Here is a 23,488-nt window from a genome sequence, read left to right on the forward strand (position 1 = left end):
GGCTCCCGGGGGCGCGGGCGGGCGCGGTGGCCGATCATGGCACAGTGATCGGGATGCCGCCGGAACGGCGTCCGTCCGCGACCGGGAAGTGGAGACAGGTGTGGTGTCGGACCAACGAGTGAGTGACGCTGCCCTGCCTCCCGACGGGCTCTCGCGCCGAATGCTGCGCAACGAGACGCTCATCGTCCTCGCGCTCTCGCTCGGGGCGAGCGCCCTGTCGTCCCTCATCAGCTTCATCGGCTCGGTCACCAAGTCCGGGGCGCTGAGGGAACAGGCGGCCACGCTCAACGGCTCGTACGCGCCGGGGCGGCCCTGGCTCGATCTGTCCTGGCAGCTCTTCGGCATCGCCTCGGCGCTCGTTCCGGTCCTCCTGGTCGCCCATCTGCTGCTGCGCGAGGGCTCGGGACTGCGGGCCATCGGCTTCGACCGGACCCGGCCGTGGCCCGACCTCGGGCGCGGGACGCTGGTCGCGGCGGGCATCGGGAGCGCCGGCCTCGCCTTCTACCTGGCGGCGCGGGCGACCGGCTTCAACCTCACCGTGGTGCCGGAGTCGCTGCCCGAGGTGTGGTGGAAGTACCCGGTCCTGATCCTCTCGGCGATCCAGAACTCCGTCCTGGAGGAGGTCATCGTCGTCGGCTATCTGCTGCGCAGGCTGGGGCAGTTGGGATGGACGCCGATGGCCGCCCTGGTCGCGAGCTCGGTGCTGCGCGGTTCGTACCACCTCTACCAGGGGATCGGCGGGTTCCTCGGCAATGTGGTGATGGGCGTGGTCTTCGTCCTGCTGTACCGGCGCTGGGGGCGGGTCGGGCCGCTCGTCGTGGCGCACGCGCTGCTCGACATCGTGGCCTTCGTCGGATACGGGCTGCTCGCGGGCAAGGTGGACTGGCTGCCCACCGTGTGAGGCGTGGCCTTCGTGAGGGCGGGTGAGGGGCGTACGGGTTCTCCGTACGCCCCTCGGTCGTTCCGCGGTCGTGGGGTCAGGCGTGCAGGTCGCCCTCGATGACGGTGACCGCGTGGCCGTTCAGGAGGGTGCGGTCGCCGCGCAGCCGGGTACGGACGATGCCCGTGCGGGCGCCGCCCTGGAAGCCGACCAGGTCGTCGCGGCCGAACCGGGCCGACCAGTAGGGGGCGAGCGCGGTGTGGGCGCTGCCGGTCACCGGGTCCTCGTCGATGCCGACGCCCGGGAAGAAGCCGCGGGAGACGAAGTCGTAGCCGCTGTCCGGGTGTTCGGCGGCGGCGGTCGCGACGATGCCGCGCGAGGAGAGCCCCTTGAGCGCGGCGAAGTCCGGTGCGAGCGCGCGCACGGTCGGTTCGTCGCGCAGTTCCACGAGGAGGTCGCCGATGTGGTCGGCGGTGTCGTGGACGGCGACGACCTCGGCGCCGAGCGCCTTCTCCAGGCCGTCGGGGACGGGGACGGGGGTCAGGGAGGAGGTCGGGAAGTCCATCGTGATGGTGCCGTCGGGCTCGGCCGTGGCACCCAGGATCCCGCAGCGGGCCGTGAAGCGGACGGCGCCGCTCGCCGTACCGGTGGAGTGCAGGACGTGGGCCGTGGCGAGCGTGGCGTGGCCGCACATGTCGACCTCGGTGGTGGGGGTGAACCAGCGCAGTGCCCAGTCCGCCTCGCCGCCGGCGGGCAGGGGGTGGGCGAAGGCCGTCTCGGAGAGGTTGACCTCCGCGGCGACCTTCTGGAGCCAGGCGTCGTCCGGGAAGGAGTCCAGGAGCAGGACTCCGGCCGGATTGCCGGAGAAGGGCTGGTCGGTGAAGGCGTCGACGATTCGGATCCGCATGCCGCCGACCGTACCGGGGGCGGAATCAGGCGGGCCAAGGCCAATCGCGGAGAACTGGACCGGGTGGGCGTGTCTCGGCGGGGCGGGCGGGGCGGGGTGGGGTGGGACCGACCGGTCGGGGTTGTCCCCCGACCCGACCCGACTCGACTCGACTCGACCCGACCGCCCCGCCCCGACCTCGCCCCCCTGCGCCTGTCAGTGGAGGAACCCGGAGGTGGGCCTGAAGCGGTACCTGTCCTCCGGGTCGACCTGCTCGTCGATGTCGGTGAAGTAGAACGACGTCGTCGTGCCGGCCACCACATCGAGGAGGAACCGGCTGCAGGAAACCGGGTGGGCCTCCCAGAGGGGGCCGCGGCCCTCGTTGAGGACGACCTCCCACTCCTCCGGTTCGGCACCGGGCCGGACCAGCCAGTACAGGAAGTGCCCCGCACCCTCCACATACCCCCAGGGCACCAGCCTGACGTCGCCCTCCTCGATCTCCGCCGGTTTCTCCTCGCCGACCGCCCAGAGGCCGGCGAGGATCTCGTCGCGCTCCGCGGTCTGGGCGACCAGGTCGTACAGGGGATCCGGGCAGTCCGGTTCCAGCAGCCAGATCGTCCCCGCGAAGACCCCGCCCCCATACGTCTCGACGAGTCGCTTGTAGTCGGCGGGCAGGGGGGTGCCCAGGGACTCTTCCGTGGCGGCCCATCGCACGGTCCGGACGTCCTCGGGCGGTGGGCAGAGGCGTACCAGAGGCGCGACGAAACCGTCGTGGTTCTCGTGATCGGCAAGCATGCCCCCACCCTGCACCATCCCGGCGGGCCGGTCGCCGGAGGATCGGCAGAGCAGTCGGCATGCTTGCTCGTCGAACAGTTCCGATATATCGTTGATGCATCGCGACAGTTCAGAGAATGAAACCCGATGGAAGGAGCGTTGCGATGCGTTCACATGGACACGAGTACGGAAACGGACACGGAGCCGGCCGTGGAGGCTGCGGCCCCGGGCCTCGTGGTGACTTCGAGGGGCGGCGGGCGTTCGGGCCCTTCGGGCCGGGCTTCGGTGGCGGCGGGCCCTTCGGTGGCGGACACGGTCGCGGTGGCGGCCGGGGACGGGCGCGGCGCGGCGACGTGCGTGCCTCGATCCTGGCGCTGCTCAAGGACCGCCCGATGCACGGCTACGAGATGATCCGGGAGATCGGCGAGCGCAGCGACGGGGCCTGGAAGCCCAGTCCCGGCTCGGTGTACCCGACGCTTCAGATGCTGGAGGACGAGGGGCTGATCACCAGCGCGAGCGAGGGCGGCAAGAAGCTGTTCACGCTCACCGACACCGGGCGCGCCGAGGCCGACGGGGGCCCCGATGCTCCCTGGGAGGAGGCCGGGCGCGGTGTCGACTGGGAGGCCTTGAACGAGGTCCGGCAGGCAGGCTTCGGTCTGATGGAGGCGTTCGGGCAGGTCTGGAAGACCGGCACCCCCGAGCAGCGGCAGAAGGCGGTCGGCGTGATCAACGAGGCCCGCAAGAAGCTGTACCTGATCCTGGCCGACGAGCAGTGAGCCCGTGCCCGTGAAGGGCCGGGAACGACCGAAGGGCCCCGTGGCGGTCGCCACGGGGCCCTTTCGGCTGTGCGGATCAGGCGACCAGGCCCGAAAGCTTGCGCAGCGACTCCGTCAGCGCCGCCGTCGCCGAGTCCTTCAGTTTGCCCGCCATCAGCGAGACCGCCGCGCCGGTGAACTCGCCGTCGATCCGCACCGTCGTCGCTTCCCCGTCCGCCGCCAGTGAGTAGCGCGTGGTGACGAGGACCCCCATCGGGCCCTTGCCCTTGATGGCGAGGGCCCGCTCGGCCTCCAGCTCCTCGACCGTCCAGAGCACCTCGGCGGGGAAGCCCATCAGCTTCATGTTCTCGGTGAAGGTGGCGCCCGTCTCCAGGGTCTCCGGGCCGCCGTTCGGGAAGTTGGTGTGGGTGGCGTTCCACTCGCCGTACGAGGGGAAGTCCACGAGCTGCGCCCAGACCTTTCCGGCCGGTGCCTCGATCCGTGCCTCCGCGCTGACTTCGGCCATGAGACCACCCCTTCACGCGTACCAACTGGGTTCTGGTGTCGCGGAACGTAGCCGGGTGGCCGCGAACATTCAATACTGATGAACCGTCAGTTCTGCTGCGGCCGGTCCCGCCCCGTCGCCGATCCACCAGATCTCGGACGCGTCGAAGCTGTCGGAGGCGCGCGGCGCCCCGTCCTCCTCGTGGCAGTGGAAGGCCGCCCAGAACAGATCGGCGGGCAGTGCCTCCCGGGGTGCGTACACCCGGTACACGTACTGCCGCCCGTCGAGCGCGAGCAGGGCCACCATCCAGAACACGACCGGAAGACGTACGGGGGAGGGCCTGTGGTTGCGTCGGGGGCGCAAAGCAAGGCGGCGCGCGCCCCGTGGGGGCAACGCGCGCGATCTCATCCGTAAGGAGGAGGAACCGCGCGCACGTGCCCAACTCCGGTGGGATGCGGACATGCTTCTCCCTGGCGATGCCCCGGCCGCCCGGGCCTGATGAGGTGGGAGGGTGCACCGTCCCGTCCCGATTCCCCAGCAGCCACTCCGGCAGCCCGCCGTCCCCGCCGCTCCGCGTGCGGAGCTCACGCCCTTTCTGGCGCCGTCCCTCAGGGCGGTCGTGACCGGCGCGCGCCGCCGAGCCCTCCGGGACGGGGACCGCCAGATCGACACCGCGCACCTCCTGCACTCGCTCATCGAGTCCGACTCCGACGTCGGTGCCGTCTTCGAGGGCGGTCATCAGCTCGCCCGGGTCCTCGGCTACCTCGCTCAGCGGTCCATCGGATACGGGCTTCGCTGGCAGCGCTCGGTCGAGGACTCCGGCGCCCGGCGCCTGCTGCCCGCCGCACGCGGGCCCGAGCCCCAGGGCGCCCGGGCCTCCGGCTGGTCGCCCGCCGCGTCCGCCGCCCTGGAGGAGGCCTTCCGGCGCGCCGCGGAACGCGGTGAGAACCAGGCACGCGGTCTCGACCTCCTCGCCGTCATCGCCGCCGATCCCGAGAGCAGGGCCGTCGAGGTGCTGCGCCGCGCCGGGGTCGATCCGGTCGCGCTGGCCGCCCACGCCGAAGCCGCTGCCGATCCGCGCATCGACCCGGGTGTCGATCCGGGAATCGACCCGTGTGTCGACGACCGGGTCGACGCCGGTGCGGGTGCTCCGGCGGAAGGCTCCGTTCCGTGGTCTGATGGCGAACCGTCTCAACAGGTGTAACGGGGGTTACGCCCCTGACCGGGTCCTGTCATCATGGCCCGATGCACGCGTCTCAGGGGAGAAGCGCCGGCCTGGGACTAGCCCTGGCCTCGGCCTTCGCATTCGGTGGTTCAGGAGTGGCGGCCAAGCCGCTCATCGAGGCGGGACTCGACCCGCTCCATGTGGTGTGGCTCCGGGTCGCCGGCGCCGCACTCGTCATGCTCCCGGTGGCCTGGCGCCACCGCGACCTCCTGCGCCGCAAACCCGCTCTCCTCGTCGGCTTCGGCCTGCTCGCCGTCGCCGGTGTCCAGGCCTTCTACTTCGCCTCGATCTCCCGCATACCCGTCGGCGTCGCGCTGCTCATCGAGTACCTCGCCCCGGCCCTCGTCCTCGGCTGGGTCCGCTTCGTCCAGCGCCGGCCCGTCACCCGCGCCGCCGCCCTCGGAGTCGTCCTGGCCGTCGGCGGTCTCGCCTGTGTCGTCCAGGTCTGGTCCGGGCTCACCTTCGACCTCGTCGGACTGCTCCTGGCGCTCGCCGCCGCCTGCTGCCAGGTCGGCTACTTCGTCCTCTCCGACCAGGGCTCCGGCGAGGCCGAGCAGGCCGACCCCATCGGCGTCATCGCGTACGGGCTGCTCATCGGCGCCCTCGTCCTCACCGTCGTCGCCCGCCCGTGGGGCATGGACTGGGCGCTGCTCGGCGGCAGCGCCGACATGGACGGCAGTGCCGTGCCCGCGTGGCTTCTGCTCGGCTGGATCGTGCTGATCGCGACCGTGCTCGCGTACGTCACCGGCGTCGTCTCGGTGCGCCGGCTGTCGCCGCAGGTGGCGGGTGTCGTGGCCTGTCTGGAGGCCGTCATCGCGACCGTCCTCGCCTGGGTGCTGCTCGGTGAGCACCTCGACGCGCCGCAGATCATCGGCGGCGCGGTGGTCCTGGTCGGGGCCTTCATCGCCCAGTCCTCGACGCCGAAGGCGCCCGCGGCAGGACCCGTGGCGGGTTCGGCGGCGGATGCCGGTGCGGCGGATGTGGCGGATGTGGCGGGTGTGGCGGGTCGCGACGGCGAGTTGTCCGCCCGGCGGACCGCCCCGTAAGGTGCCGATCATGCATTCGACCGTGCTTCCGCCTCCCGCCGCCTAGCGCGCGCGGAGACCCTCCTCGACGAAGACCGGGCTCGGCCGGGCGACTCCTCGCCCCCGAGCGGTTCGTCGCTGCCCGCGCGCGGAGCCGAGCGACCACCTTTCCCTCCTGTCTTCCACGGAGAAGTCACGTGTCGAACTCTTCGGAATCCGCCCTGTCCGTCGGGCGGAGCCTGCTCTATCTGATCGTCGCCGGGATCGCCTGGGGCACGGCCGGCGCCGCCGCCTCGCTGATCTTCCGCATCAGCGACATGGGCCCGCTGGCCCTCTCCTTCTGGCGCTGCGTCGGCGGCCTGGTGCTCCTGCTCGGGGCGCTGGCCCTGAGGCCGCGGCGGGACACCGCCCGTACGGCCGGGGAATCGCGCGGTCGTAGGACGGCCCGCATCCTCGGGACGGGCATCGGCCTCACCGTCTTCCAGAGCGCCTACTTCGCCGCCGTCCAGGCCACCGGCCTCGCGGTCGGCACGGTCGTCACGCTGGGCGCGGGACCCGTCCTCATCGCGGTCGGCGCCCGGCTCACCATGGGCGAACGCCTCGGCCGCGGCGGCATCACCGCCGTCATCGGGGCGCTCGCCGGCCTCGTCGTCCTCGTCCTCGGCGGCGGGGCCGCGGAGGTCCGGCCGCTGGGCGTCGTCCTCGCGGTCGTCTCGGCGGCCGGATACGCGGCGATCACCCTGCTCACGCGCTACCTCGGCCGTGACGGCGGCCGCACCGACGCCCTCTCCACCACGACCTGGGCCTTCGCGATCGGGGCGGTCGGGCTGCTGCCCGCGGCCCTCGCCGAGGGACTCGTACCGCACACCGACGCGCCGGTGAGCGTGCTGCTGCTGCTCGTCTACGTGGCCGCCGTGCCGACCGCGCTCGCGTACGCGTTGTACTTCGCGGGCGCGGCCGTCGTCCGGGCAGCCACCGTCTCCGTGATCATGCTCCTGGAGCCGGTGAGCGCGGCGGTGATCGCCGTCTCGCTGCTCGGCGAGCGGCTCACCGCCGCCATCGTGCTCGGCACGCTGCTGCTGCTCGCCGCCGTCACGGGCCTCGCGTTCGCGGAGGCACGGACGGCGGTGGCGGAGCGTCGGCGGGAGGAGGCGGTGGCGGTGTAGGCCGTCACCCGCGGTGGGGGTTCGCGCCCCCGCCGCTGTCAGCCGGTGGTGCGGCGGCGCAGTTGGTGGGCCCGTGCCGCCGGATCGCCGGGGCCCTCGCGCTCGGCGAGGCGGTCCATGACTCGGTCCTGGATCTCGTGCGGCTTGTTGCCCGCGTACTTGAACTTGGCCCGCACCTCGGTCACCTCCAGGCGCAGCCCCCGGATTCCGGACAGCATGCGGCCGAACGGTGCCTCGCCGGGGACGGCGAGGGCCGTGCCGCCCTCCGGCTGGAAGTGGGCGACCTGGCGGTTGAGCAGCTCCGCCTTCTCCGCCGGATCGTCGACCACGTGCGCGGTGCAGCGCAGCTGGACGGCGGCGTAGTACGAGGTGGGCGTGCCGTGCGTGGTCGGCGCGCCCTCCGGGGCCGTCCACGTGCCCGGCACGAAGACGTAGTCGTCGACCACGCTGAGCAGCACCGTCGGGTTCGCCTCCAGGGCGCGCCACAACGGGTTCGGGCGGGCCAGGTGGGTCAGCACCCGGCCGTAAGGGCCGGGCCCGGCCTCGTACCGGAAGTGCATCGGCTGCACCCACGGCGGATCTCCGGGCAGGCCGTTCACGGCGAGCTGGCCGAAGTCGTGCCGGGCGAGCCAGTCGCGCCACTCGCCCTCGTCGTGGGGGGCGTCCCAGGGGTGGATCAGCATCGTCCGTCCGTCCTCGACATCGTCCGTGGCTCCGTCGTTCGTGGCTTCGTCGTCGGTGGGTTCGCCGCCGGTGGCTTCTCTAGAGCGCGGTCAGGTAGTCGGGCAGGGCGACGGCCGGGTCGAGGTCGTCGGCCGGGACCGGTGTGCCGTAGCCGCCGCGCACCGGGACGACCCCGGACCAGTAGGGGAGGGCGAGGTCCTCGGCGTCGTCGTTCGGGCCGCCGGTGCGGACCTTCGCCGAGACCTCGTTCAGGTCGAGGCGGATCACGGCCGTGGCGGCGAGCTCCTTGGTGTTCGCGGGGCGCGAGTCGGCGGAGCGGCCGGGGACGACGTGGTCGACCAGGGCGTCGAGGGCGATGCGCAGCTCCTCGGGGTCGGTGACCTGGTGGGCGGTGCCGAGTACCACGACCGAGCGGTAGTTGAGGGAGTGGTGGAAGGCGGAGCGGGCGAGTACGAGGCCGTCGACGTGGGTCACGGTCAGACAGACGGGCAGACCGGGGGCGGCCACGCCGTCGCCGGCCGCGCGCAGCGGCCGCGAGCCGGTCGAGCCGTGCACGTAGAGACGGTCGTCGACGCGGCCGAAGAGCGTCGGGAGCACGACCGGCGCGCCGTCCCGCACGAACCCGAGGTGGCAGACGTACGCCTCGTCGAGTATCGAGTGGACCAGCGCCTTGTCGTACGACGCGCGCTCGCGGGAGCGAGTGGGCACGGTCCGGTCGGTCGGCGCGTAGGTGTCGGCGACGGCAGCGGTCTCGGAGGTCTTCTCGGAGCTCGTGTCGGCGGTGGTGCTCATTGCGTACTCCATTGCACTAGTGCATATTCAGGTTTGTGCTAGGAGAGTATCGGATCGAAGGTCGTCGCGCATCGGACATTGCCGCGAGCGTGGAGAGGGGGGTGGGTGACGGGTCCCTGCAGCCCGGTCAACTGCTACCACCCATGCGGGAGTTGGCTGCCACGCTCGGGGTGAACCCGAACACCGTCGCCGCCGCCTACCGCACCCTGCGGGAGCGTGGCGTCATCGAGACCGACGGGCGGCGCGGCAGCCGGGTGCGCCCGCGCCCCGCCACGACCGCGCGCGGCTCGATCCGGGTGGAGGCCCCCGCGGGTGTCCGCGACGTGAGCAACGGCAGCCCCGACCCCGTCCTGCTGCCGCCCCTCGGCGAGGCCTTCGCCGAGGTCGCCCGGAGGTACGCCGAACAGCCCGGCATGTACGGAGAGGCGCCCGTCGACGAGGAGTTCGGCCGCCTCGCGCGCGCCGCCTTCGACGCGGACGGGGTGCCGGACGGGCCCATCGGCGTCGCGTCCGGGTCCCTCGACGCCGTCGAGCGCGTGCTCGCCGTCCACCTCCGACCGGGCGACGCCGTCGCCGTCGAGGACCCGGGCTGGGGCAGCCTGCTCGATCTGGTGCCGGCGCTCGGGCTGCGTCCCGTGCCGATCGCCGTCGACGACGAGGGTCCGTTGCCCGAGGAGGTCGAGCGGGCGATCCGGAAGGACGGGGCGCGGGCGGTGATCGTGACCGACCGGGCGCAGAACCCGACCGGCGCGTGTGTGACGGAGGAGCGGGCGCGGGAACTGCGGCGGGTTCTCGCCGGACATCCCGGCGTGCTGCTCATCGAGGACGACCACGGGCACGGCATCGTCGCGCAGCCGCTCCACCCGCTGGCCGGGGACACCGACCACTGGATGCTGATCCGCTCGGTCGCCAAGGCCTACGGGCCCGACCTGCGGATCGCCGCCTTCACCGGCGACGCCGAGACCGTCGACCGGGTGCTCGGCCGGCAGCGGCTCGGCCCCGGCTGGGTCAGCCGGCTCCTCCAGCGGACCGTCGCGCACCTCTGGGCCGCCGAGGCGGTGGACCCCGCCACCGTCGCGCGCTCGTACGGAAAGCGGCGCGACGGACTCGTGCGGGCGCTGGCCCGGCGGGGCGTCGAGGCCCATGGGCGCAGCGGCATGAACGTGTGGGTGCCGGTGCCCGACGAGACCGGAGCGGTGGCCCGGCTTCTCGCCGCGGGCTGGGCGGTCGCGCCGGGTGCCCGCTTCCGGATGGCCGCGGGGCCGGCCGTCCGGGTCACCGTGTCCGGCCTCGCCGTGGCGGACATCGAGCCGCTGGCCGATGCCGTGACGGCGGCGGCGGGGCCGGTGGTGGCGCGGAGTTATGGGTGAGCCTTGGGGGGGGTGTGCGGTGCCTCCGCTCTCCGTGCCTGGACCGCACCAGCGGCGGGGGGTGCGCCTGGGTGCGGGTTCAGGCGCGGAAGCCTAGGCCCGGCTGCCCACCACGGGGGTGGCGTTGTCCGATGCGCCCCTTCCTTCTGCCCCTGCGGAGGGAATGCTGACCACGGGGGCCGGGGGTGGCGTTCGGCGGGACGTGCGGGTCTGGGTGAGGGCCGCGCCTGCCAGGACCACGATCGCGCCTACCGGGGTGTTCCACGTCAGTTGTTCGTTCAGGAGAGCCACTCCCGCCGCCGTGGCGATGACCGGGATGAAGTACGTGACCATGGAGGCCGTCGTCGGGCCGACCTCGGCGACCACCCCGTACTGGAGCAGCATCGCGTACCCCGTGCCGAGCGCGCCGAGTGCGATCACGGCGAGCAGGGGGAGCAATTCCACCGACTTCGGGACCGAGGTGAACAGGGGGGTGACGATGGCCAGTTGCAGGGTCGCGATGCCGACCTGCGAGCCGGCCAGCGAGAGGTTCGAGACGCCGGTGCCGCTGAGTGTCCTGCGGACGTAGATCCAGCCGACGGCGTAGCTGAAGGAGGCCAGCAGGGCCAGCGCCGTGCCCGTGACGTCGACCCCCGAGAAGCCCTGCCACGCGCCGAGGACGGTGAGCACCCCCATGAACCCGATGCCCAGGCCTGCCGCGCGGACCCGGGTCGGGCGGTCCTCGGAGAGCGCCACGAGGGAGAGCAGCATGCCCCACAGCGGGGTCGTCGCGTTGCAGATGCCCGCGAGCGTCGACGGGATGGTCAGCTCGGCGTACGCGAAGAGGGAGAACGGCAGCGCGTTGAGGAGGAAGGCGGCGACCGTCAGATGACCCCAGACGCGGGCGCCGCGCGGCAGCCGGTCGCGCTTCACGACCAGAGCGACGGCGAGCACCGCCGTACCGAACAGAAGCCGTCCGAAGGAGACCTGGAGCGGCGCGAAGCCCTCCGTGCCGACCTTGATGAAGACGAAGCTGAAACCCCAGATCAGGGCCAGTACGCCGAACCGGACACGCCAGTCGAGCAGACGTGAGGTGACGCCGGGGGCGGGGGACGCGGAGGGCGGGGCTGCGGGGCTCATGCACTCAGGGTGACCGGCCCCATGTCTTAGGACAAGCGAGATTTCCTCGACCCCTTCCCTTAGTATCGCTTACATGTTGAATCTGGAGCGCCTGCGCACCCTCGACGCCGTCGCCCGGCACGGCTCGGTCAGTGGCGCGGCCGACGGACTGCACGTCACGACCTCCGCCGTCTCCCAGCAGCTGTCCAAGCTGGAGCGCGAGGTGGGACAGCAACTGCTCGCCAAGAACGGCCGGGGGGTGCGGCTCACCGATGCCGGCCTGCTGCTCGCCGAGCACGCCGCCCGGATCCTCTCCCAGGTCCAGGTGGCCCAGGCCGACATCGAGGCCCAGCGCGGCCAGGTCGTGGGCGAGGTGCGGGTGGCGGGCTTCCCGACGGCGGCCCGCGGGCTCTTCCCCGCCGCGCTCGCCGCCCTGCGCGAGGGGCACCCCGACCTCCGGGTCCGTACGACGGAACTGGAGCCCGAGCACGGGGTGCGGGCCGTGCTGCGCGGCGACGCGGACCTCGCGCTCGTCCTGGAATGGAGCAACAAGCGGGCGCCGGTGCCCGGCGGCCTGGAGCGCGCCCATCTCCTCGACGACACCGCCGACGTGGCCCTGCCGGCCGGGCACCCGCTGGCCGGGCGTGAGGTGGCGGACCTGGTGGACTTCGCCGACGAGGAATGGGTGTCCTGGCCCGAGGGCGAGTTCTGCCACGACTGGCTGATGTTCACGCTGCGCTCGCAGGGCATCGAACCCCGCATCGGGCACCTGGCGGGGGAGCACCACACGCAGCTGGCGCTCGTCGCGGCGGGGCTCGGTGTGTGCGTCACGCCCAGGCTCGGCCGGCCCGTGCCGGAGGGGGTCGTCTTCGTGCCCGTTCGGCAGCGGGTGCGGCGCCATATCTACGCCACCTGGCGCGCCGACGCGGGTCGCCGGCCCTCCGTGCGGGCGGTCGTCGGCGCACTGCGGGCGGCGGCAGGGCCGCTCGGGAGCTGACCCGGTCCGCTCGGGGCTGCCCTGTTCCGCTCGGGCGGCTCCGCAGGCACCCGCCTCCCGTCTCCTGCTCCCGCCTCCCGCCTCCCGCCTCCTGCTCCCGCCTCCCGCCTCCCGCCTCCTGCTCCTGCCTCCCGCCCCCTGCTCCGTCCGCCGTCAGAGTCCGGCGAGCTTGCTGAAGTCCCAGGACGCGATCGCGTCCGGTGTCAGGCGCATCCAGGCGTGCCGTCCGTCGTGCGGCATGGCGTCCAGACCGAAGTTCTTGGCGGCGAAGAGCTGCTCGGGCGCGTCGAGTTCGGGGCAGGGTTCCCCGGTGCGAGGTGCCTCGCCGACGAAGGTTACCGAGCCCGACAGCTCCACCCCGCGCAGTTCGCCGTACTCCACGCCGTCGTCCACCACCACCGAGATCCTCGGGTCGGCGCGCAGCTCCGTCCAACGGCGGCTGCGCGTCAGCGAGTACAGCCAGAGCGAGGATCCGTCCCAGGCGAACCAGAGCGCGCTCACGTGCGGGCGGCCGTCGGCGGAGACGGTCGCGACGCGGCAGGTGCGCTGTTCGGCGAGGTAGGAGTCGAGCTCGGCCGGAGTCATCATGATCCGGCGTCCACGGCGCTGTGCGACGGTCATCGTCCGCACCCTTCTGGATTTCTGATGAGACGTCAGAAAGCATGGGGGGCCATTCGCGCGCACGCAAGGGGAGAGACCATGGGCCAGAGTGCGAGAGAACGGCTCGACGAGCGGATCCGTCCGGACGGTGGGGTCGTGCTGCTCACCGTGGAATGCCAGCAGGGGGTTGTCGGGCCGGACAGCGCGCTGCCCGAACTGGCCGCGGTGGCACGCGCGTCGGGTGCCCTGAGGAACGTCGCCCGGCTCGTGGCCGGCGCCCACGAGGCGGACGTCCAGGTCATCCACGCCGTCGCCGAACGGCGTCCCGACGGGCGCGGCGCCAACAGCAACGCCCGGCTCTTCCGGGCCGCCGCCCGGCTTCCCGTACAGCAGCACAGCGGGAGTGCGGCGGTACGGATCGCCGAACCGATCCAGGTCGCCGAGCAGGACCTCGTCGTCCGGCGCCTGCACGGGCTCTCGCCGCTCGCCGGGACCGATGTCGACCCGCTGCTCCGCAACCTCGGCTGCCGGACCCTGATCGTCACCGGCGTCTCCGCCAACGTGGCCGTGCCCAACGCCGTCTTCGACGCCGTCAACCTGGGCTACACGGTGGTCGTGCCCGGGGACGCCATCGCGGGGGTGCCGGCCGACTACACCCCCGCGATGATCCGTCACACCCTCGCGCTCGTCGCCACGATCACCACGACCGACGAGGTGCTCGCCTGCTGGAAGCTCCCCAGGCGGTCCGCGCCGACAGGAGCGGGAGCGTGATCAGCCGAGGCTGATCGCGTCGCCCACCACCTGGATCGGCTCCGGCGGCAGGGGGGAGCCCGCCGGGCCGGACTTCACGCTGCCGTCCGACACGTCGAAGTGGCTCTGGTGGCACGGGCAGACGATGACCCCGTCCTTGATGCTGCTCACGGCGCAACCCGCGTGGGTGCACTTCGAGGAGAAGGCCTTGAACTCGCCGGCCTTGGGCTGGGTGATCACCAGGCCCTTGTCGGCGAGGATCTTCCCGCCGCCCACCGGGATGTCCGCGGTCCGTGCGAGCGTCTCGCCCTCCGTCGTCGTCGCGTCCTTGTCGTTCGTGCCGCCGCCCCCGCATGCGGTGAGTGCCGCTGCCAGACCCGCGCCGCCCGCCGCCGCGACGACCGTCCGGCGTGCCACTCCGCTCATGTGCTGCCCCTCTTTCCTCGGTCAACTCCGTGCGCCCGACGGTACGGCTGTGACCTGTGTCCCGTTCACAGGATCGAGCGTTCGCCTCCTTACAGTTCTTAGTAGAGTGTCTGATCCTGGACATCTGGTGATGGAACTGTCCACCGGAGTGGAGGCGACGCGCATGCTGACCCGGTCGGTGAGCGCCCATCACGTACGGGCCGTGCTCATGGCCGCCGAGCGGCGCGGCATCGCCGCCGGGCCGCTGCTCGCCCGAGCCGGACTGCCCTCGGCGCTGATCGAGGAACCCCGGACCGATGACCGGGTGTCGGCCCGGGTCCCGGCGGAGCAGTTCGGACAGCTCGTCAGAATGCTGTGGGCCACCCTCGACGACGAACTCATCGGATTAGGCGGCGCGCCCAGTAGGGTCGGGACCTTCGCGATGATGGCCCATCTCGTGGTCCACGGCAGCCGTGACCTGCGCGAGGCGCTCCGGCGGGCCGGGACCTTCTACTCCCTCTTCCCGGGCGGACCGCGCTTCCGTCTCGTGGAACCGGGGAGGGGCGGGACGGTGGCGGACGGCACCGGCGTCACCTGGGCCGACGGCCTCGACGAGGCCCGGTTGGAGTTCGACGTCTCCGGGTACGACGACCCCCTCCACTTCGGCGCCGAGTCCACCGTCCTCGTCGCCCACCGGTTCGCGGGCTGGCTGGTCCGGCGCCGGATCGGCCTGCGCCGGGTCGAGTTCGTCCACCCCGAGCCCCGGCACGCGCGCGAGTACGCCCTCCTGTTCGGGGCGCCCTGCGTCTTCGGCGCCGCGCGGACATCGGCCGTCTTCGACCGGGCGGACCTCGACGAACCGGTCCTGCGGGACGCCGCCGCACTCAAGGTCTTCCTCCGTCGCGCCCCCGTCGACGTGCTCGTCTGCGCCGACTACGGGAGTACGGTGACCGGCCGCGTACGGCATCTCGTCGGGCGGGCCCTGCCCACCGGGCCGGTGCCGACGCCCGAGGAGCTCGCCGAGCGGCTGTCCGTCAGCCCGCAGACCCTGCGCCGGCGACTGGCCGCCGAGGGGACCACGTATCAACGTCTGCGCGACCAGGTGCGGCGCGACCACGCCATCGCCGAGCTGGCCGGCGGCCGGATCTCCATCGAGCGGCTCTCCCGCCGACTCGGGTTCTCCGAACCCAGCGCGTTCCACCGGGCGTTCCGGCGCTGGACGGGCGAGACGCCGCGGGCCTACCGGGCCAGGGCCCGGGCCCGTGACCACCGGGGTGCACCGCCGTCGGGGTCGGGCGATCCCGGTCAACAACCCTGAGCGGTACGGTCACAGCCGCCGTCCGTCGCCCGTCCTACCGTCTCGCCATGACCGAAATCGACCGGTCCGGGGCGCTGTGGCTCCCGGACCTCATCCGCATTCGGGCCCGGGGTCGGGTCCGGTGAAGGCGCGCCGGGCGGCCGGTGCCGTTCTCGGGACCGGGGTCGTGCTCTGCCTCGTCGTGGGGGTGGCCGTGACGGCCCTCGGCGTACGCGTCGAGGGGACGAGCATGGCTCCGACGCTTCACGAGGGGGACCGGATTCTCGTCGAGCCGGGTTCCGCGGGGGAGGCGCGCCGGTTCGACGTGGTGCTGCTTCGGGTCGCCGGGAAGGACGCCCTGCTGGTCAAGCGGGTGATCGGCCTGCCCGGTGACCGGGTCGGCATCGTCTCCACGCCCGAGGAGCCCTTCCAGGTCCTGTTGCAGGAGAAGGGAGTCGGCCCGGTCCGGCGGGTGGTGGCGCCCCAGTGGACGGCGCAGGCCCACCGTACGGGCGCGTGCTGCGGTCCGGACGGGACCCGGTCGGCGCGGTCCGAGCTGCGGACCGTGCCCGAGGGCTCGTTCTTCTACCTGGGCGACAACCCCGACCTGTCGGACGACTCGCGGGTGTACGGCTGGGGCGAGACGGCGCGGATCGAGGGCCGGGTCGGCGTACGGGCCTTCCCGGTCTCCGCGTCACCGGACCTCGGCAACCGGCCCGTTCTGGAGGACCGCTCCCCGGGGCCGAGCCCTTAGGCCGTGTCCGGAAGGTCCCGCCTGGCCCTCGGGCAGAAGGCGCTACTTTCCGGACGCGACCCGGTCCGTATCCGGGCCCGGCGGCATCTTCTCGTCGCCCGTGCTCAGTGCGACCCGGACCACGGTGTCCGCGATCCGCCGGGCCGATTCCTCCGGCGAGGAGGTGGACTGGACGATGTGGCTCGCCGTGAGACGGACGGCCGCGTCGACGGCGAGTTCGCGCGCCACCGGGTCGATCCCCGGCCAGGCCTCCGTGACGTACGCGTCGGCCATCGCCGTCGCCAGCTCGAAGGCCGCCGCCGAGCGGGTCGTGAGATAGGAGAGGAGTCCGTCCTCGCCGGTGCTCGTCAGCATGGCCTTGATCAGCGGGTTCCGGCCGGCCAGCGTGAGCGTGAAGCCGACGGCGGCCTCGACGGCGGCGCGAAGATCGTCCCGGTGCGCGTCCAGGCCCGCCTGGATGCCGACGAGGCAGCGCTCCAGCTCGCGCTGGAAGAGGGCCTCGCCGACCGCCTCCTTGGAGGGGAACTCCGAGTACAGCGTCTGGCGGCTGACACCGACCGCGCCGGCCAGGTGCGCCATGCGCAGCTTGTCGAAGCCGCGGTCCGCGACCGCCTCGTACGCGGCGTCCAGCAGACGCTCGCGCAGCAGTGTCCGGACCGTCTCCCTGAACCGTGGCATCGGCCAAGCCTAGTCCAGCGGGAATTCTTCCCAGGATTGTCCGAAGTGTTGACACTTCATCAAAGAGTGTCCAATTCTCAAACAGGCAGCCGCAAAGTGTCATTCGTCTCCGACCACCCGGCCGCGGGACGCACGGCTGTGTACACATCCCCAACCCGCGCGGCTCGTGCGGGACGACGGTTGGAGATCACATGCAGCACGAGACCAGAGGCGTCACCCGCTGGCGCAGATCGGCGTTCCTCGCCGTGCCCGCCACGGTGGCCGTCGCCGCCATGGCCACGGCCATGGTGCAGGGCGCGCTCGCCGCGAACCTCTCGCTCACCAGCGTCCCCTTCACCCTCAGCTCGAAGACCGTGGCGGCGCCGCAGGGCCTCGGCGCGGTCATGCACACCATCGACGCCGGCGGGGCCAAGGGCGCCGCCGAGGTCGGCATCGCCAAGGCGGGCCTCGACGGCATCTGCGTCCACGCCGTCCAGTCCGTCGACCTCCCGGTGATCGGCAGCCTCGGCACCTGGTCGCTCAACATCTCCTCGCCCGCCGCGGCGACCCCGCTCACCAGCGACCAGCTCGTCGCCGGTGCCGGACTCCAGGCCCACAAGCTGGTCCTGGACGCCCAGTCGCTCAAGGCCGCCACGGCCACCCTCAACGCGAGCGACACCACCCCGAACGTCATCGGCGCCGCCGCCGACGGCGCCGGGATCAAGGGAACCGGCATCTCCGACGGCACCCCGGGCCAGTTCGGTCTGGACGCCACCGGTGGCCGTACCGACATCAAGAACCTCAACGCCGACGCCAACGGCGCCACCATCTCCGGCGCCATCACCCTGCCGGACCTCGCCATCGGCATCGCCCACGGCGACAAGGGCTGCTGAGCCGACCGGACCCGCGCAACCGCACGGTCAAGGACCGGTCGGCCCCGCTGCCGACCGGTCCCGCACCACTCCGGCGCCCTCACCCGTCCGGGGCCCGTGCCCCGGGACGGGCACGGGCTCCGGCCTCCCACCCGTCCCCGAACCTCACCTGCGAGGCCCCCATGACCACCGACCCGCCGCCCGAACCGACGCCCGGCCCCGGGGAGCTCGGCCCGCCCGCCTCCAGCTCGCCCGCCGCCGACCCGGCCGCGCGGACCCGAGGCGCCCGCGCGGCCTTCCGGCGCTGGCGCCGCACCCGGCCGTTCTGGGCGACCGTCTGGACGGCGCTCGGCGGATTCGTCATCTTCTTCCTGCCGATGGCGCCACTCGGCAAGATCCTCCAGGTCGGCGTCGGCGGCATCGCGGGCATGGCGGGCGGCGTCGTCCTCATGGCGATGGCCCTGCTCATGCTGCTGCTCCCCAGCCAGCGCCACACCGCCGGTGTCATCGCCGTCATCGCGGGGGTCGCCTCGTTCCCCCTGTCGAACCTCGGCGGCCTCTTCGTCGGCATGGTCCTCTCCGTACTCGGCGGATCCATGGCCTTCGCCTGGCTCCCCGAGAAGCCTGCCAAGCGGCGCGGCGGCCTCCTCCGCCGTACCCGACCGGATGCCGGCAGCTCCGTACCCCCCGTACCCCCTGTGCCCGTCGGGAGCGGAACCGTATGACTCAGAACCTGCTCCGAACGCGTCGCATCGGCCCGTCCCTCGCCCGGATGCGGACGACCGGCATCCGAGCCGCCGCCGACTGGAACGCCCGGATGCTCGCCGAGGCGGCCGACGGCACCCGCCGCGGCACCCGCTGGGGCCGCGGCGCGCTCGCCCTCGTCCCCTCCGCCCTCGCCATCGGCGCCCTCGGCACCGCATTGGCGCAGGGTGCGCTCGCCGCCAACTTCAGCGTCGCCGGGCAGCCGTTCACCCTGACGTCCAACGGCGTCGAGGGAAGCGGCTTCGGCGCCATCGTCAACACCCCCGCCGTCGGACGCCCGGACGGCAGCACGACCACCAACACGGCCATGGCGCGCGTAGGCTTCGCCAGCGCCGGGCTCGCCGGGCTCTGCGGCATCGTCCACCAGACGATCGCGGGAGTCCCGTACTCGCTGCTCCTGACGGGCGGCCAGAAGGTGACGGCCAACCCGCCCGGCACCTTCACCACCGACATCGACGCCTCGAACCTCTACATCCAGGCGACCGAACTCCAGGCGTACGGACCCACCACCCTCCAGAACGCGGTGCTCGGCCAGTCCGCCGACCAGGTCACCGTCGCCGGGAAGCCGCTCACGGGCGCGCTGCCCGGCGGGTTCGGGCTCGGTTCGGCGGGCGGCGAGGGAGGCAGCTCCATCAAGCTGCACGGACTCAACGCCACGGCCTACGACGCGGAGATGGCGGGCGCGCTCGTCCTGCCCGACCTGAAGATCAGGGTCGTCGCGGGAACGGCCACCACATGCTGAGCCGACTGGGGTCCGCGTACGCGTGGTTCCGCGCCTTCCGCCGTACGCGACCGTTCTGGGGCGGGGTATGGCTGGTCGCAGGGGGCTGGACGGTCCTCAAGTTCTCCCTCGGCTCCCTGCAGCTGATCGTCAGCACGGGCTTCGGGGGAGTGGCCGGCTACCTCGTCGGCGGCGGGATGATCCTGTGCGGTCTCATCCCGATGGCCCTGCCCGGCCAGCGGTACACCTTCGGGCTCATCGGCGTGGTCCTCGCGGTCGTCTCGCTCGTCGTCTCCAACCTCGGCGGCTTCCTGCTCGGCATGACGCTCGGCGTCCTCGGCGGTTCCATGACGGTCGGCTGGGGCGCCAGGCGGCCCCGCCGCCGGGCGGCCGTGGAGGCGGAGGGGTGAGGGGCCACACGGAGCCGTCGGCCGGGGCGCGGCGCAAGGCCGTCGCCGTCACCGCCGCCCTGGTCCTCGCCGTCGTCACCGCCCTCTGGTCCGGACAGCCGAGCCGTGCCGCGGGGACGACCGCCGCCGTCGAGCCGATGGGCGCGCCCTTCCTGCCCTCCCCGGACCCGCTGCACGTCACCATCGCCAGCATGGTCGCCGTCTCCATGACCGTGGAGAAGAACGTCACCATCCGGCTCTCCGACGGCACGACGCGCCTCACCGACCAGTACACCTTCACCAAGCTCAAGATCCGCTCGCACATGAACGTCATCCAGCGGGCGGCCGGTCACACCGTCACCATCGACGTCCCCGACGAGGGCTCCCTCGGCGGCTACGACAGCGCGGGCAAGCCCGAGACGACCACGATGTGGGGGAGCATCTCCCACGTCTGCGTCCGTGTCCTCGTCAAGATCTGCGGCGTGCAGGGACTCCTCGACTTCTTCGGCTCCCTCATCCCGCTCACCGCCGGGGCCGAGGACTTCGTCGGCGACATCTACGCGATCCGTACGGTCGACGACCACGCGGCCCTCGACTCCACCGACAACCCCGTCCACCTCCCCGGAACCATCACGGTGACCACCCCATGAGCCCCGAGCACCCCGAGCACCCCGAGCACCCCGAGCACCCCGAGCACCCCGCGCCCCTCATGAACCCCGAGAACCGCAGGCCGGAAGGGCGCACCCACTGGCGCCGCTCCCTCGCCGTCGCCGTGCCCGCGCTCCTGGCGGCCGGCGGCCTCGGCTCCGCGATGGCGAGCGGCGCCCTCGCCGTCGGACTCCGGATCCAGGACCGGCCCGTCGACTTCACCACCAGCAGCCTGTACGGGACGCAGTACGGCGCCGCCGTCGTCGACCAGACCGTCGTACGGCCCGACGGCTCGACCGGAACGGTACGGGTGCTCCGGATGGGCTTCGCGGACGGGATGCTCAACGGCCTCTGCCTGAGCCGGCGGCAGCAGATCGCGGGAGCCACGTACACCCTGCTCCTCACCCTCGGCGACAACGATCCGGGATCCTGGGAGATCAGGACGAAGAACACCGTCCTCGACCTGCGCAACGCCACCGGGGTCCTCGACATGGACGGCATCGTCGACCTCAACACCAACGGCGCCGACGTGAGGACCGTGAAGGACGCCGACGGCGCGTACGTCGTCAATCCGCTGAACAGTCCGCCGCACCGCTTCGGCATCCAGGCGCGGTACGCCAAGTTCGACCGGATCGCCGGCACCGCCCAGGACTTCCAGATCCCCGGCCTCCTCACCACCCCGAAACTCAAGCTCTCCGTACTCCCGGGCACCGTCGCCTGCCCCGCCCCGGCCGCACCCACCGGCACACCCGGCACGCCGTGAGTCCGGGGCGGCCTCCCCGTCCACCGGGTCCCGTATCTGACGGCCCGTGCGACCTGGCAGACTGCGGGCCTCACGGTCGTCTCCCCCGTGTCGTGAGCGGACCGTTCCACCGGGGAGGCGGCAAGCGACTCCTGGAGGCCACCCATGGCGCAGCAGCCCGGACACGCGACGGTCCGCCTGAGCGGATGTTCCCGCCGGCCACCGCACCGGCGTGGGAGCGGGACGAACGCCCGATGACCCTCTGCCGCACCCGGCGTGCCGACCCCGGCTCCCTCGTCGTCCGCAGCGCACCCGCCGTACCCACCGCGGCCGTGCTGCTGCTCCACGGAGGCCGCGCCGACGGCCCCGAGCCGCCGCCCGCGCTCAACCTCCCCGCGCTGCGCATGCGCCCCTTCGCCACCGCCGTGACCCGCGCCGTCCGCGGCCGGGACGTACTGGTCGCCGAGGTGCGCTACCGCCACCGCGGCTGGAACGGGGAGAGCGCCGACGCCGCCCGGGACGCCGAGAGCGCACTCGTACGCCTCCGGGAACAGGCCGGACCCGTCCCCGTCGTCCTCCTCGGCCACTCGATGGGCGGCCGCGCGGCGCTCGCCGCCGCGGGCGACCCCGCCGTCCGTGGCGTCGTCGCCCTCGCGCCCTGGTGCCCCACCGGCGAGCCCGTCGACCACCTCGGCGGCCGGCGGCTCTACCTGCTCCACGACGAGACCGACCGCGTCACCTCGGCCCGCGCCTCCTGGGACTTCGTCCGCAGGGCCCGCGCGGCGGGCGCGGACGCGGCGGGCATCCCCATGCCGACGGGAGGCCACGCGATGCTGCGCGGCGCCCACCTCTGGCACCGCCGCGCGGCCGAGCTCACGGCGGCGCTGCTGTCGCACGGCTGAGCCGTCCCCCGGTGCCGCTCCGGGTGCGGGTGCGGCGGTGAGCCGGAAACCTGGACGCGGGGCTTGAAGCTGCCGCAGCGGAAGCTCCTACCGTTCCGAACAGGGCCGGAGCGACCGGCCCGGTGACGCACTCGTGAGGGGAGGCGGCGATGGCCTGGCCCACCGCGGAGGTCGCCCGGATGTCGGGCGTGACGGCCCGGACCCTGCGGCACTACGACGAGATCGGACTGCTGCCGCCCGCGTGGATCGGTACCAACGGCCACCGCTACTACGAGGAAGCCCATCTGCTGCGGCTCCAGCAGATCCTCGTGCTGCGGGCGCTGGGCCTGGGACTCCCCGAGATCGGCGAGGTCCTGGCCGAGCAGGTCGACGAGGTGGAGGCCCTGCGGGGCCACCACCGCCGCCTGCTCGCCGAACGCGACCGGCTCGGCGCCCTGGCCGCCACCGTCTCCCGCACGATCGCCGAACTGGAGCAGTCCAGGAAGGACGGCAGACCCATGAGCGGAATCAACCGGCCGGAGAACCTCTTCGAGGGCGTCCGGCCCTCCCAGTACGGGGAGAACCTACGGGAGTTCCCGGAGCTGGCAGAGACCGTCGAGCGGTACACCCAGACGCTGGGCGAGGACCGGATCGAGGCGGGGCAGCGCGAGCGCACGGCTCTGATGATCCGGCTGGCCGAGCTGATGGTCGACGGAAGGCCCGTGGACGACGACGAGGTACGGGCCGAGATCGAGGCCCAGTACCGGAACCTGACCGAGCTCCGCGCGGTGTCCGCCGAGGAGTTCCGGGCGATCGGGCGCTCCTGCGTGGAGAACGAGCAGTGGCGCGCGGCGTACGAGGCGATCGCGCCGGGCCTCGCCGCGTACCAGAGGGATGCGATCGAGGCGTACGTGACGGGCGGCGGGCCTGCCTGACCCGGGGGTCCGGGCAGCGCCGGGCCCTGCCCGGACCCGTCCGTCGACGTCCGGACCCCTCGGTCCACCGGGCGGGGCTGTCGGTCCACCCGCCAGGGGCCGTCGGTCGACCGGCCCCGTCCTGCCGGTCGAGCGACCCGGGGTCGTTCGTCGACCGGTCCCGGCCCTTCGGTCCGCCGGCCGGGGCCCGTCAGCCGGCGGGCTTCGCGGCCTCGGCGGCGATCAGGTCCGCGCAGGCGGCCCTGGTCGCCGCGTGCACGGCCCGGGCCAGGCGCGCGCCCCACAGGGAGCGCGGGCCGGCGAACGGTTCGGCAGTGGATCCGGTGGGTGCCGGGGCGGCCACGCAGACCGCGTCCGTGGGCGTGCCCGAGGCGTCCGCGCCGAGTTCGACCAGGGCCTGGACCTTCGCCTCGGTGGCGGTGGCGACCGCGTTGACGAGCGCCGCGTCCGTGAGGGGGACCGGCAGCGACACGATGATGTTGATCGTCCCGGGGCGGGGGATCGCGACGCCGCCCTCTCCCGGTGCCGCCGCCCAGCCCCGTACCCCTATCCCGGCGGTGACCACGGTCCGGACACCGCCGTCCTCGGCGTGGCACCGGTCGGCGACCGAAGCCGCCGTCATGAAGCCCACGCCCGCGCCCACGAGCCCCGCTCCGGCGGCCAGCTCGCGGAGATGGGCGACCGGGTCGAGCCGGTCGTAGCCGGGCGGGACCTGGGCGTTGATCACCCACTGCCGCTCGCCGATGCCGCCGCCGAGCACCGCGCTCGACACCATGCGGACGCCCGGCCCGGGGGCCCACACCAGGAGCGGCCGGTCACGGCCCTGTTCCGTGTGGGTGAGGAGAGCGGCGTCGGAGAGAGACGCGCTGGTCAGGAGGGTTCGCGAAGGCACCCCCACACCCTAGGCCGTGTCCG

The 23,488-nt window shown here is 73.0% G+C and carries 29 protein-coding genes; 18 read left to right on the forward strand and 11 right to left on the reverse strand.

Annotated features, from left to right (window positions below):
- The first annotated feature begins 160 nt into the window (after window positions 1-160).
- Complete coding sequence (locus tag OG259_RS34295; RefSeq protein WP_328947261.1) at window positions 161-901, forward strand: CPBP family intramembrane glutamic endopeptidase; 741 nt, start codon at window positions 161-163, stop codon at window positions 899-901.
- Window positions 902-977: 76 nt separating this feature from the next.
- Here OG259_RS34295 and OG259_RS34300 read toward each other — a convergent pair whose 3' ends face one another.
- Both OG259_RS34300 and OG259_RS34305 read right to left on the reverse strand, forming a co-directional pair.
- Complete coding sequence (locus OG259_RS34300; RefSeq protein ID WP_328945764.1) at window positions 978-1,787, reverse strand: PhzF family phenazine biosynthesis protein; 810 nt, start codon at window positions 1,785-1,787, stop codon at window positions 978-980.
- A 195-nt stretch (window positions 1,788-1,982) separates the two neighbouring features.
- Window positions 1,983-2,561, reverse strand: a complete 579-nt coding sequence (locus OG259_RS34305; protein WP_328945765.1) for a hypothetical protein — start codon at window positions 2,559-2,561, stop codon at window positions 1,983-1,985.
- Between the two features lie 143 nt (window positions 2,562-2,704).
- Here OG259_RS34305 and OG259_RS34310 point away from each other — a divergent pair, with 143 nt between their 5' ends.
- Window positions 2,705-3,316, forward strand: a complete 612-nt coding sequence (locus OG259_RS34310) for a PadR family transcriptional regulator (RefSeq protein WP_328945766.1) — start codon at window positions 2,705-2,707, stop codon at window positions 3,314-3,316.
- A 76-nt stretch (window positions 3,317-3,392) separates the two neighbouring features.
- On the opposite strand, the gene OG259_RS34315 is transcribed toward OG259_RS34310, so the two are convergent.
- Both OG259_RS34315 and OG259_RS34320 read right to left on the reverse strand, forming a co-directional pair.
- Window positions 3,393-3,821 (reverse strand): type II toxin-antitoxin system Rv0910 family toxin, encoded by a 429-nt coding sequence (locus OG259_RS34315; protein WP_328945767.1) that lies wholly within the window; start codon window positions 3,819-3,821, stop codon window positions 3,393-3,395.
- A gap of 69 nt (window positions 3,822-3,890) precedes the next feature.
- Window positions 3,891-4,115 carry a hypothetical protein gene (locus tag OG259_RS34320; protein ID WP_017241517.1) on the reverse strand — a complete coding sequence of 75 codons (225 nt, stop codon included), beginning with the start codon at window positions 4,113-4,115 and terminating at the stop codon, window positions 3,891-3,893.
- 196 nt (window positions 4,116-4,311) lie between these two features.
- Between OG259_RS34320 and OG259_RS34325 the strand changes: the two genes are divergently transcribed.
- From OG259_RS34325 to OG259_RS34335, 3 genes are all read left to right on the forward strand, one after another.
- Complete coding sequence (locus OG259_RS34325) at window positions 4,312-5,004, forward strand: Clp protease N-terminal domain-containing protein (protein WP_443052067.1); 693 nt, start codon at window positions 4,312-4,314, stop codon at window positions 5,002-5,004.
- Window positions 5,005-5,045: 41 nt separating this feature from the next.
- Complete coding sequence (locus OG259_RS34330; protein ID WP_328945768.1) at window positions 5,046-6,071, forward strand: EamA family transporter; 1,026 nt, start codon at window positions 5,046-5,048, stop codon at window positions 6,069-6,071.
- A 176-nt stretch (window positions 6,072-6,247) separates the two neighbouring features.
- A complete protein-coding gene (locus tag OG259_RS34335) occupies window positions 6,248-7,216 on the forward strand; it encodes a DMT family transporter (protein ID WP_328945769.1) in 969 nt (322 codons plus the stop codon).
- Between the two features lie 38 nt (window positions 7,217-7,254).
- Here OG259_RS34335 and OG259_RS34340 read toward each other — a convergent pair whose 3' ends face one another.
- Together OG259_RS34340 and OG259_RS34345 are read right to left on the reverse strand one after the other, a co-directional pair.
- Window positions 7,255-7,899 carry an FMN-binding negative transcriptional regulator gene (locus tag OG259_RS34340; protein ID WP_328945770.1) on the reverse strand — a complete coding sequence of 215 codons (645 nt, stop codon included), beginning with the start codon at window positions 7,897-7,899 and terminating at the stop codon, window positions 7,255-7,257.
- Window positions 7,900-7,978: 79 nt separating this feature from the next.
- The gene (locus OG259_RS34345; RefSeq protein WP_328945771.1) at window positions 7,979-8,692 is read right to left on the reverse strand and encodes a pyridoxamine 5'-phosphate oxidase family protein; all 714 of its coding nucleotides are present in this window, start codon (window positions 8,690-8,692) and stop codon (window positions 7,979-7,981) included.
- 35 nt (window positions 8,693-8,727) lie between these two features.
- Between OG259_RS34345 and OG259_RS34350 the strand changes: the two genes are divergently transcribed.
- Window positions 8,728-10,062 (forward strand): aminotransferase class I/II-fold pyridoxal phosphate-dependent enzyme, encoded by a 1,335-nt coding sequence (locus OG259_RS34350; protein ID WP_328945772.1) that lies wholly within the window; start codon window positions 8,728-8,730, stop codon window positions 10,060-10,062.
- Window positions 10,063-10,155: 93 nt separating this feature from the next.
- Here the strand turns inward: OG259_RS34350 and OG259_RS34355 are convergent, their stop codons facing one another.
- A complete protein-coding gene (locus OG259_RS34355) occupies window positions 10,156-11,181 on the reverse strand; it encodes a DMT family transporter (RefSeq protein WP_328945773.1) in 1,026 nt (341 codons plus the stop codon).
- Between the two features lie 73 nt (window positions 11,182-11,254).
- Between OG259_RS34355 and OG259_RS34360 the strand changes: the two genes are divergently transcribed.
- Window positions 11,255-12,157, forward strand: coding sequence for a LysR family transcriptional regulator (locus tag OG259_RS34360; protein ID WP_328945774.1), 903 nt, complete (start codon window positions 11,255-11,257; stop codon window positions 12,155-12,157).
- Window positions 12,158-12,310: 153 nt separating this feature from the next.
- On the opposite strand, the gene OG259_RS34365 is transcribed toward OG259_RS34360, so the two are convergent.
- Complete coding sequence (locus OG259_RS34365; RefSeq protein ID WP_328945775.1) at window positions 12,311-12,778, reverse strand: pyridoxamine 5'-phosphate oxidase family protein; 468 nt, start codon at window positions 12,776-12,778, stop codon at window positions 12,311-12,313.
- A 78-nt stretch (window positions 12,779-12,856) separates the two neighbouring features.
- Here OG259_RS34365 and OG259_RS34370 point away from each other — a divergent pair, with 78 nt between their 5' ends.
- Window positions 12,857-13,528 carry a cysteine hydrolase gene (locus OG259_RS34370; RefSeq protein WP_328945776.1) on the forward strand — a complete coding sequence of 224 codons (672 nt, stop codon included), beginning with the start codon at window positions 12,857-12,859 and terminating at the stop codon, window positions 13,526-13,528.
- On the opposite strand, the gene OG259_RS34375 is transcribed toward OG259_RS34370, so the two are convergent.
- Window positions 13,529-13,933, reverse strand: coding sequence for a Rieske (2Fe-2S) protein (locus OG259_RS34375; RefSeq protein ID WP_328945777.1), 405 nt, complete (start codon window positions 13,931-13,933; stop codon window positions 13,529-13,531).
- 106 nt (window positions 13,934-14,039) lie between these two features.
- Between OG259_RS34375 and OG259_RS34380 the strand changes: the two genes are divergently transcribed.
- Together OG259_RS34380 and lepB are read left to right on the forward strand one after the other, a co-directional pair.
- Window positions 14,040-15,230 carry an AraC family transcriptional regulator gene (locus tag OG259_RS34380; RefSeq protein ID WP_328945778.1) on the forward strand — a complete coding sequence of 397 codons (1,191 nt, stop codon included), beginning with the start codon at window positions 14,040-14,042 and terminating at the stop codon, window positions 15,228-15,230.
- Window positions 15,231-15,396: 166 nt separating this feature from the next.
- Window positions 15,397-15,963: a signal peptidase I gene (lepB, locus tag OG259_RS34385; RefSeq protein ID WP_328947263.1), complete on the forward strand. Its 567-nt coding sequence runs from the start codon at window positions 15,397-15,399 to the stop codon at window positions 15,961-15,963.
- A 42-nt stretch (window positions 15,964-16,005) separates the two neighbouring features.
- Here lepB and OG259_RS34390 read toward each other — a convergent pair whose 3' ends face one another.
- Window positions 16,006-16,641, reverse strand: a complete 636-nt coding sequence (locus OG259_RS34390; RefSeq protein WP_328945779.1) for a TetR family transcriptional regulator — start codon at window positions 16,639-16,641, stop codon at window positions 16,006-16,008.
- A 191-nt stretch (window positions 16,642-16,832) separates the two neighbouring features.
- On the opposite strand from OG259_RS34390, the gene OG259_RS34395 reads away from it, so the two are divergent.
- From OG259_RS34395 to OG259_RS34430, 8 genes are all read left to right on the forward strand, one after another.
- A complete protein-coding gene (locus tag OG259_RS34395) occupies window positions 16,833-17,513 on the forward strand; it encodes a DUF6230 family protein (RefSeq protein WP_328945780.1) in 681 nt (226 codons plus the stop codon).
- A 161-nt stretch (window positions 17,514-17,674) separates the two neighbouring features.
- The gene (locus tag OG259_RS34400) at window positions 17,675-18,217 is read left to right on the forward strand and encodes a DUF6114 domain-containing protein (protein ID WP_328945781.1); all 543 of its coding nucleotides are present in this window, start codon (window positions 17,675-17,677) and stop codon (window positions 18,215-18,217) included.
- A complete protein-coding gene (locus tag OG259_RS34405) occupies window positions 18,214-18,999 on the forward strand; it encodes a DUF6230 family protein (protein ID WP_328945782.1) in 786 nt (261 codons plus the stop codon). The genes OG259_RS34400 and OG259_RS34405 overlap by 4 nt, the downstream gene beginning before the upstream one ends.
- Window positions 18,993-19,388 (forward strand): DUF6114 domain-containing protein, encoded by a 396-nt coding sequence (locus tag OG259_RS34410; protein ID WP_328945783.1) that lies wholly within the window; start codon window positions 18,993-18,995, stop codon window positions 19,386-19,388. The genes OG259_RS34405 and OG259_RS34410 overlap by 7 nt, the downstream gene beginning before the upstream one ends.
- A complete protein-coding gene (locus tag OG259_RS34415; protein ID WP_328945784.1) occupies window positions 19,385-20,017 on the forward strand; it encodes a hypothetical protein in 633 nt (210 codons plus the stop codon). Before OG259_RS34410 ends, OG259_RS34415 begins: the two co-directional genes overlap by 4 nt.
- On the forward strand, window positions 20,014-20,778 hold the full coding sequence (locus tag OG259_RS34420) for a DUF6230 family protein (protein ID WP_328945785.1): 765 nt from the start codon (window positions 20,014-20,016) through the stop codon (window positions 20,776-20,778). Before OG259_RS34415 ends, OG259_RS34420 begins: the two co-directional genes overlap by 4 nt.
- 92 nt (window positions 20,779-20,870) lie before the next feature.
- Entirely contained in the window at window positions 20,871-21,659 is a 789-nt protein-coding gene (locus OG259_RS34425; protein ID WP_443052068.1) for an alpha/beta fold hydrolase, read from the forward strand.
- A 149-nt stretch (window positions 21,660-21,808) separates the two neighbouring features.
- Window positions 21,809-22,573: a MerR family transcriptional regulator gene (locus OG259_RS34430; RefSeq protein ID WP_328945786.1), complete on the forward strand. Its 765-nt coding sequence runs from the start codon at window positions 21,809-21,811 to the stop codon at window positions 22,571-22,573.
- A 190-nt stretch (window positions 22,574-22,763) separates the two neighbouring features.
- On the opposite strand, the gene OG259_RS34435 is transcribed toward OG259_RS34430, so the two are convergent.
- Window positions 22,764-23,465 (reverse strand): adenosylcobinamide amidohydrolase, encoded by a 702-nt coding sequence (locus OG259_RS34435; protein ID WP_328945787.1) that lies wholly within the window; start codon window positions 23,463-23,465, stop codon window positions 22,764-22,766.
- Window positions 23,466-23,488: the final 23 nt, after the last annotated feature.

The sequence above is a fragment of the Streptomyces sp. NBC_00250 genome, from assembly GCF_036192275.1.
Lineage (GTDB): Bacteria > Actinomycetota > Actinomycetes > Streptomycetales > Streptomycetaceae > Streptomyces.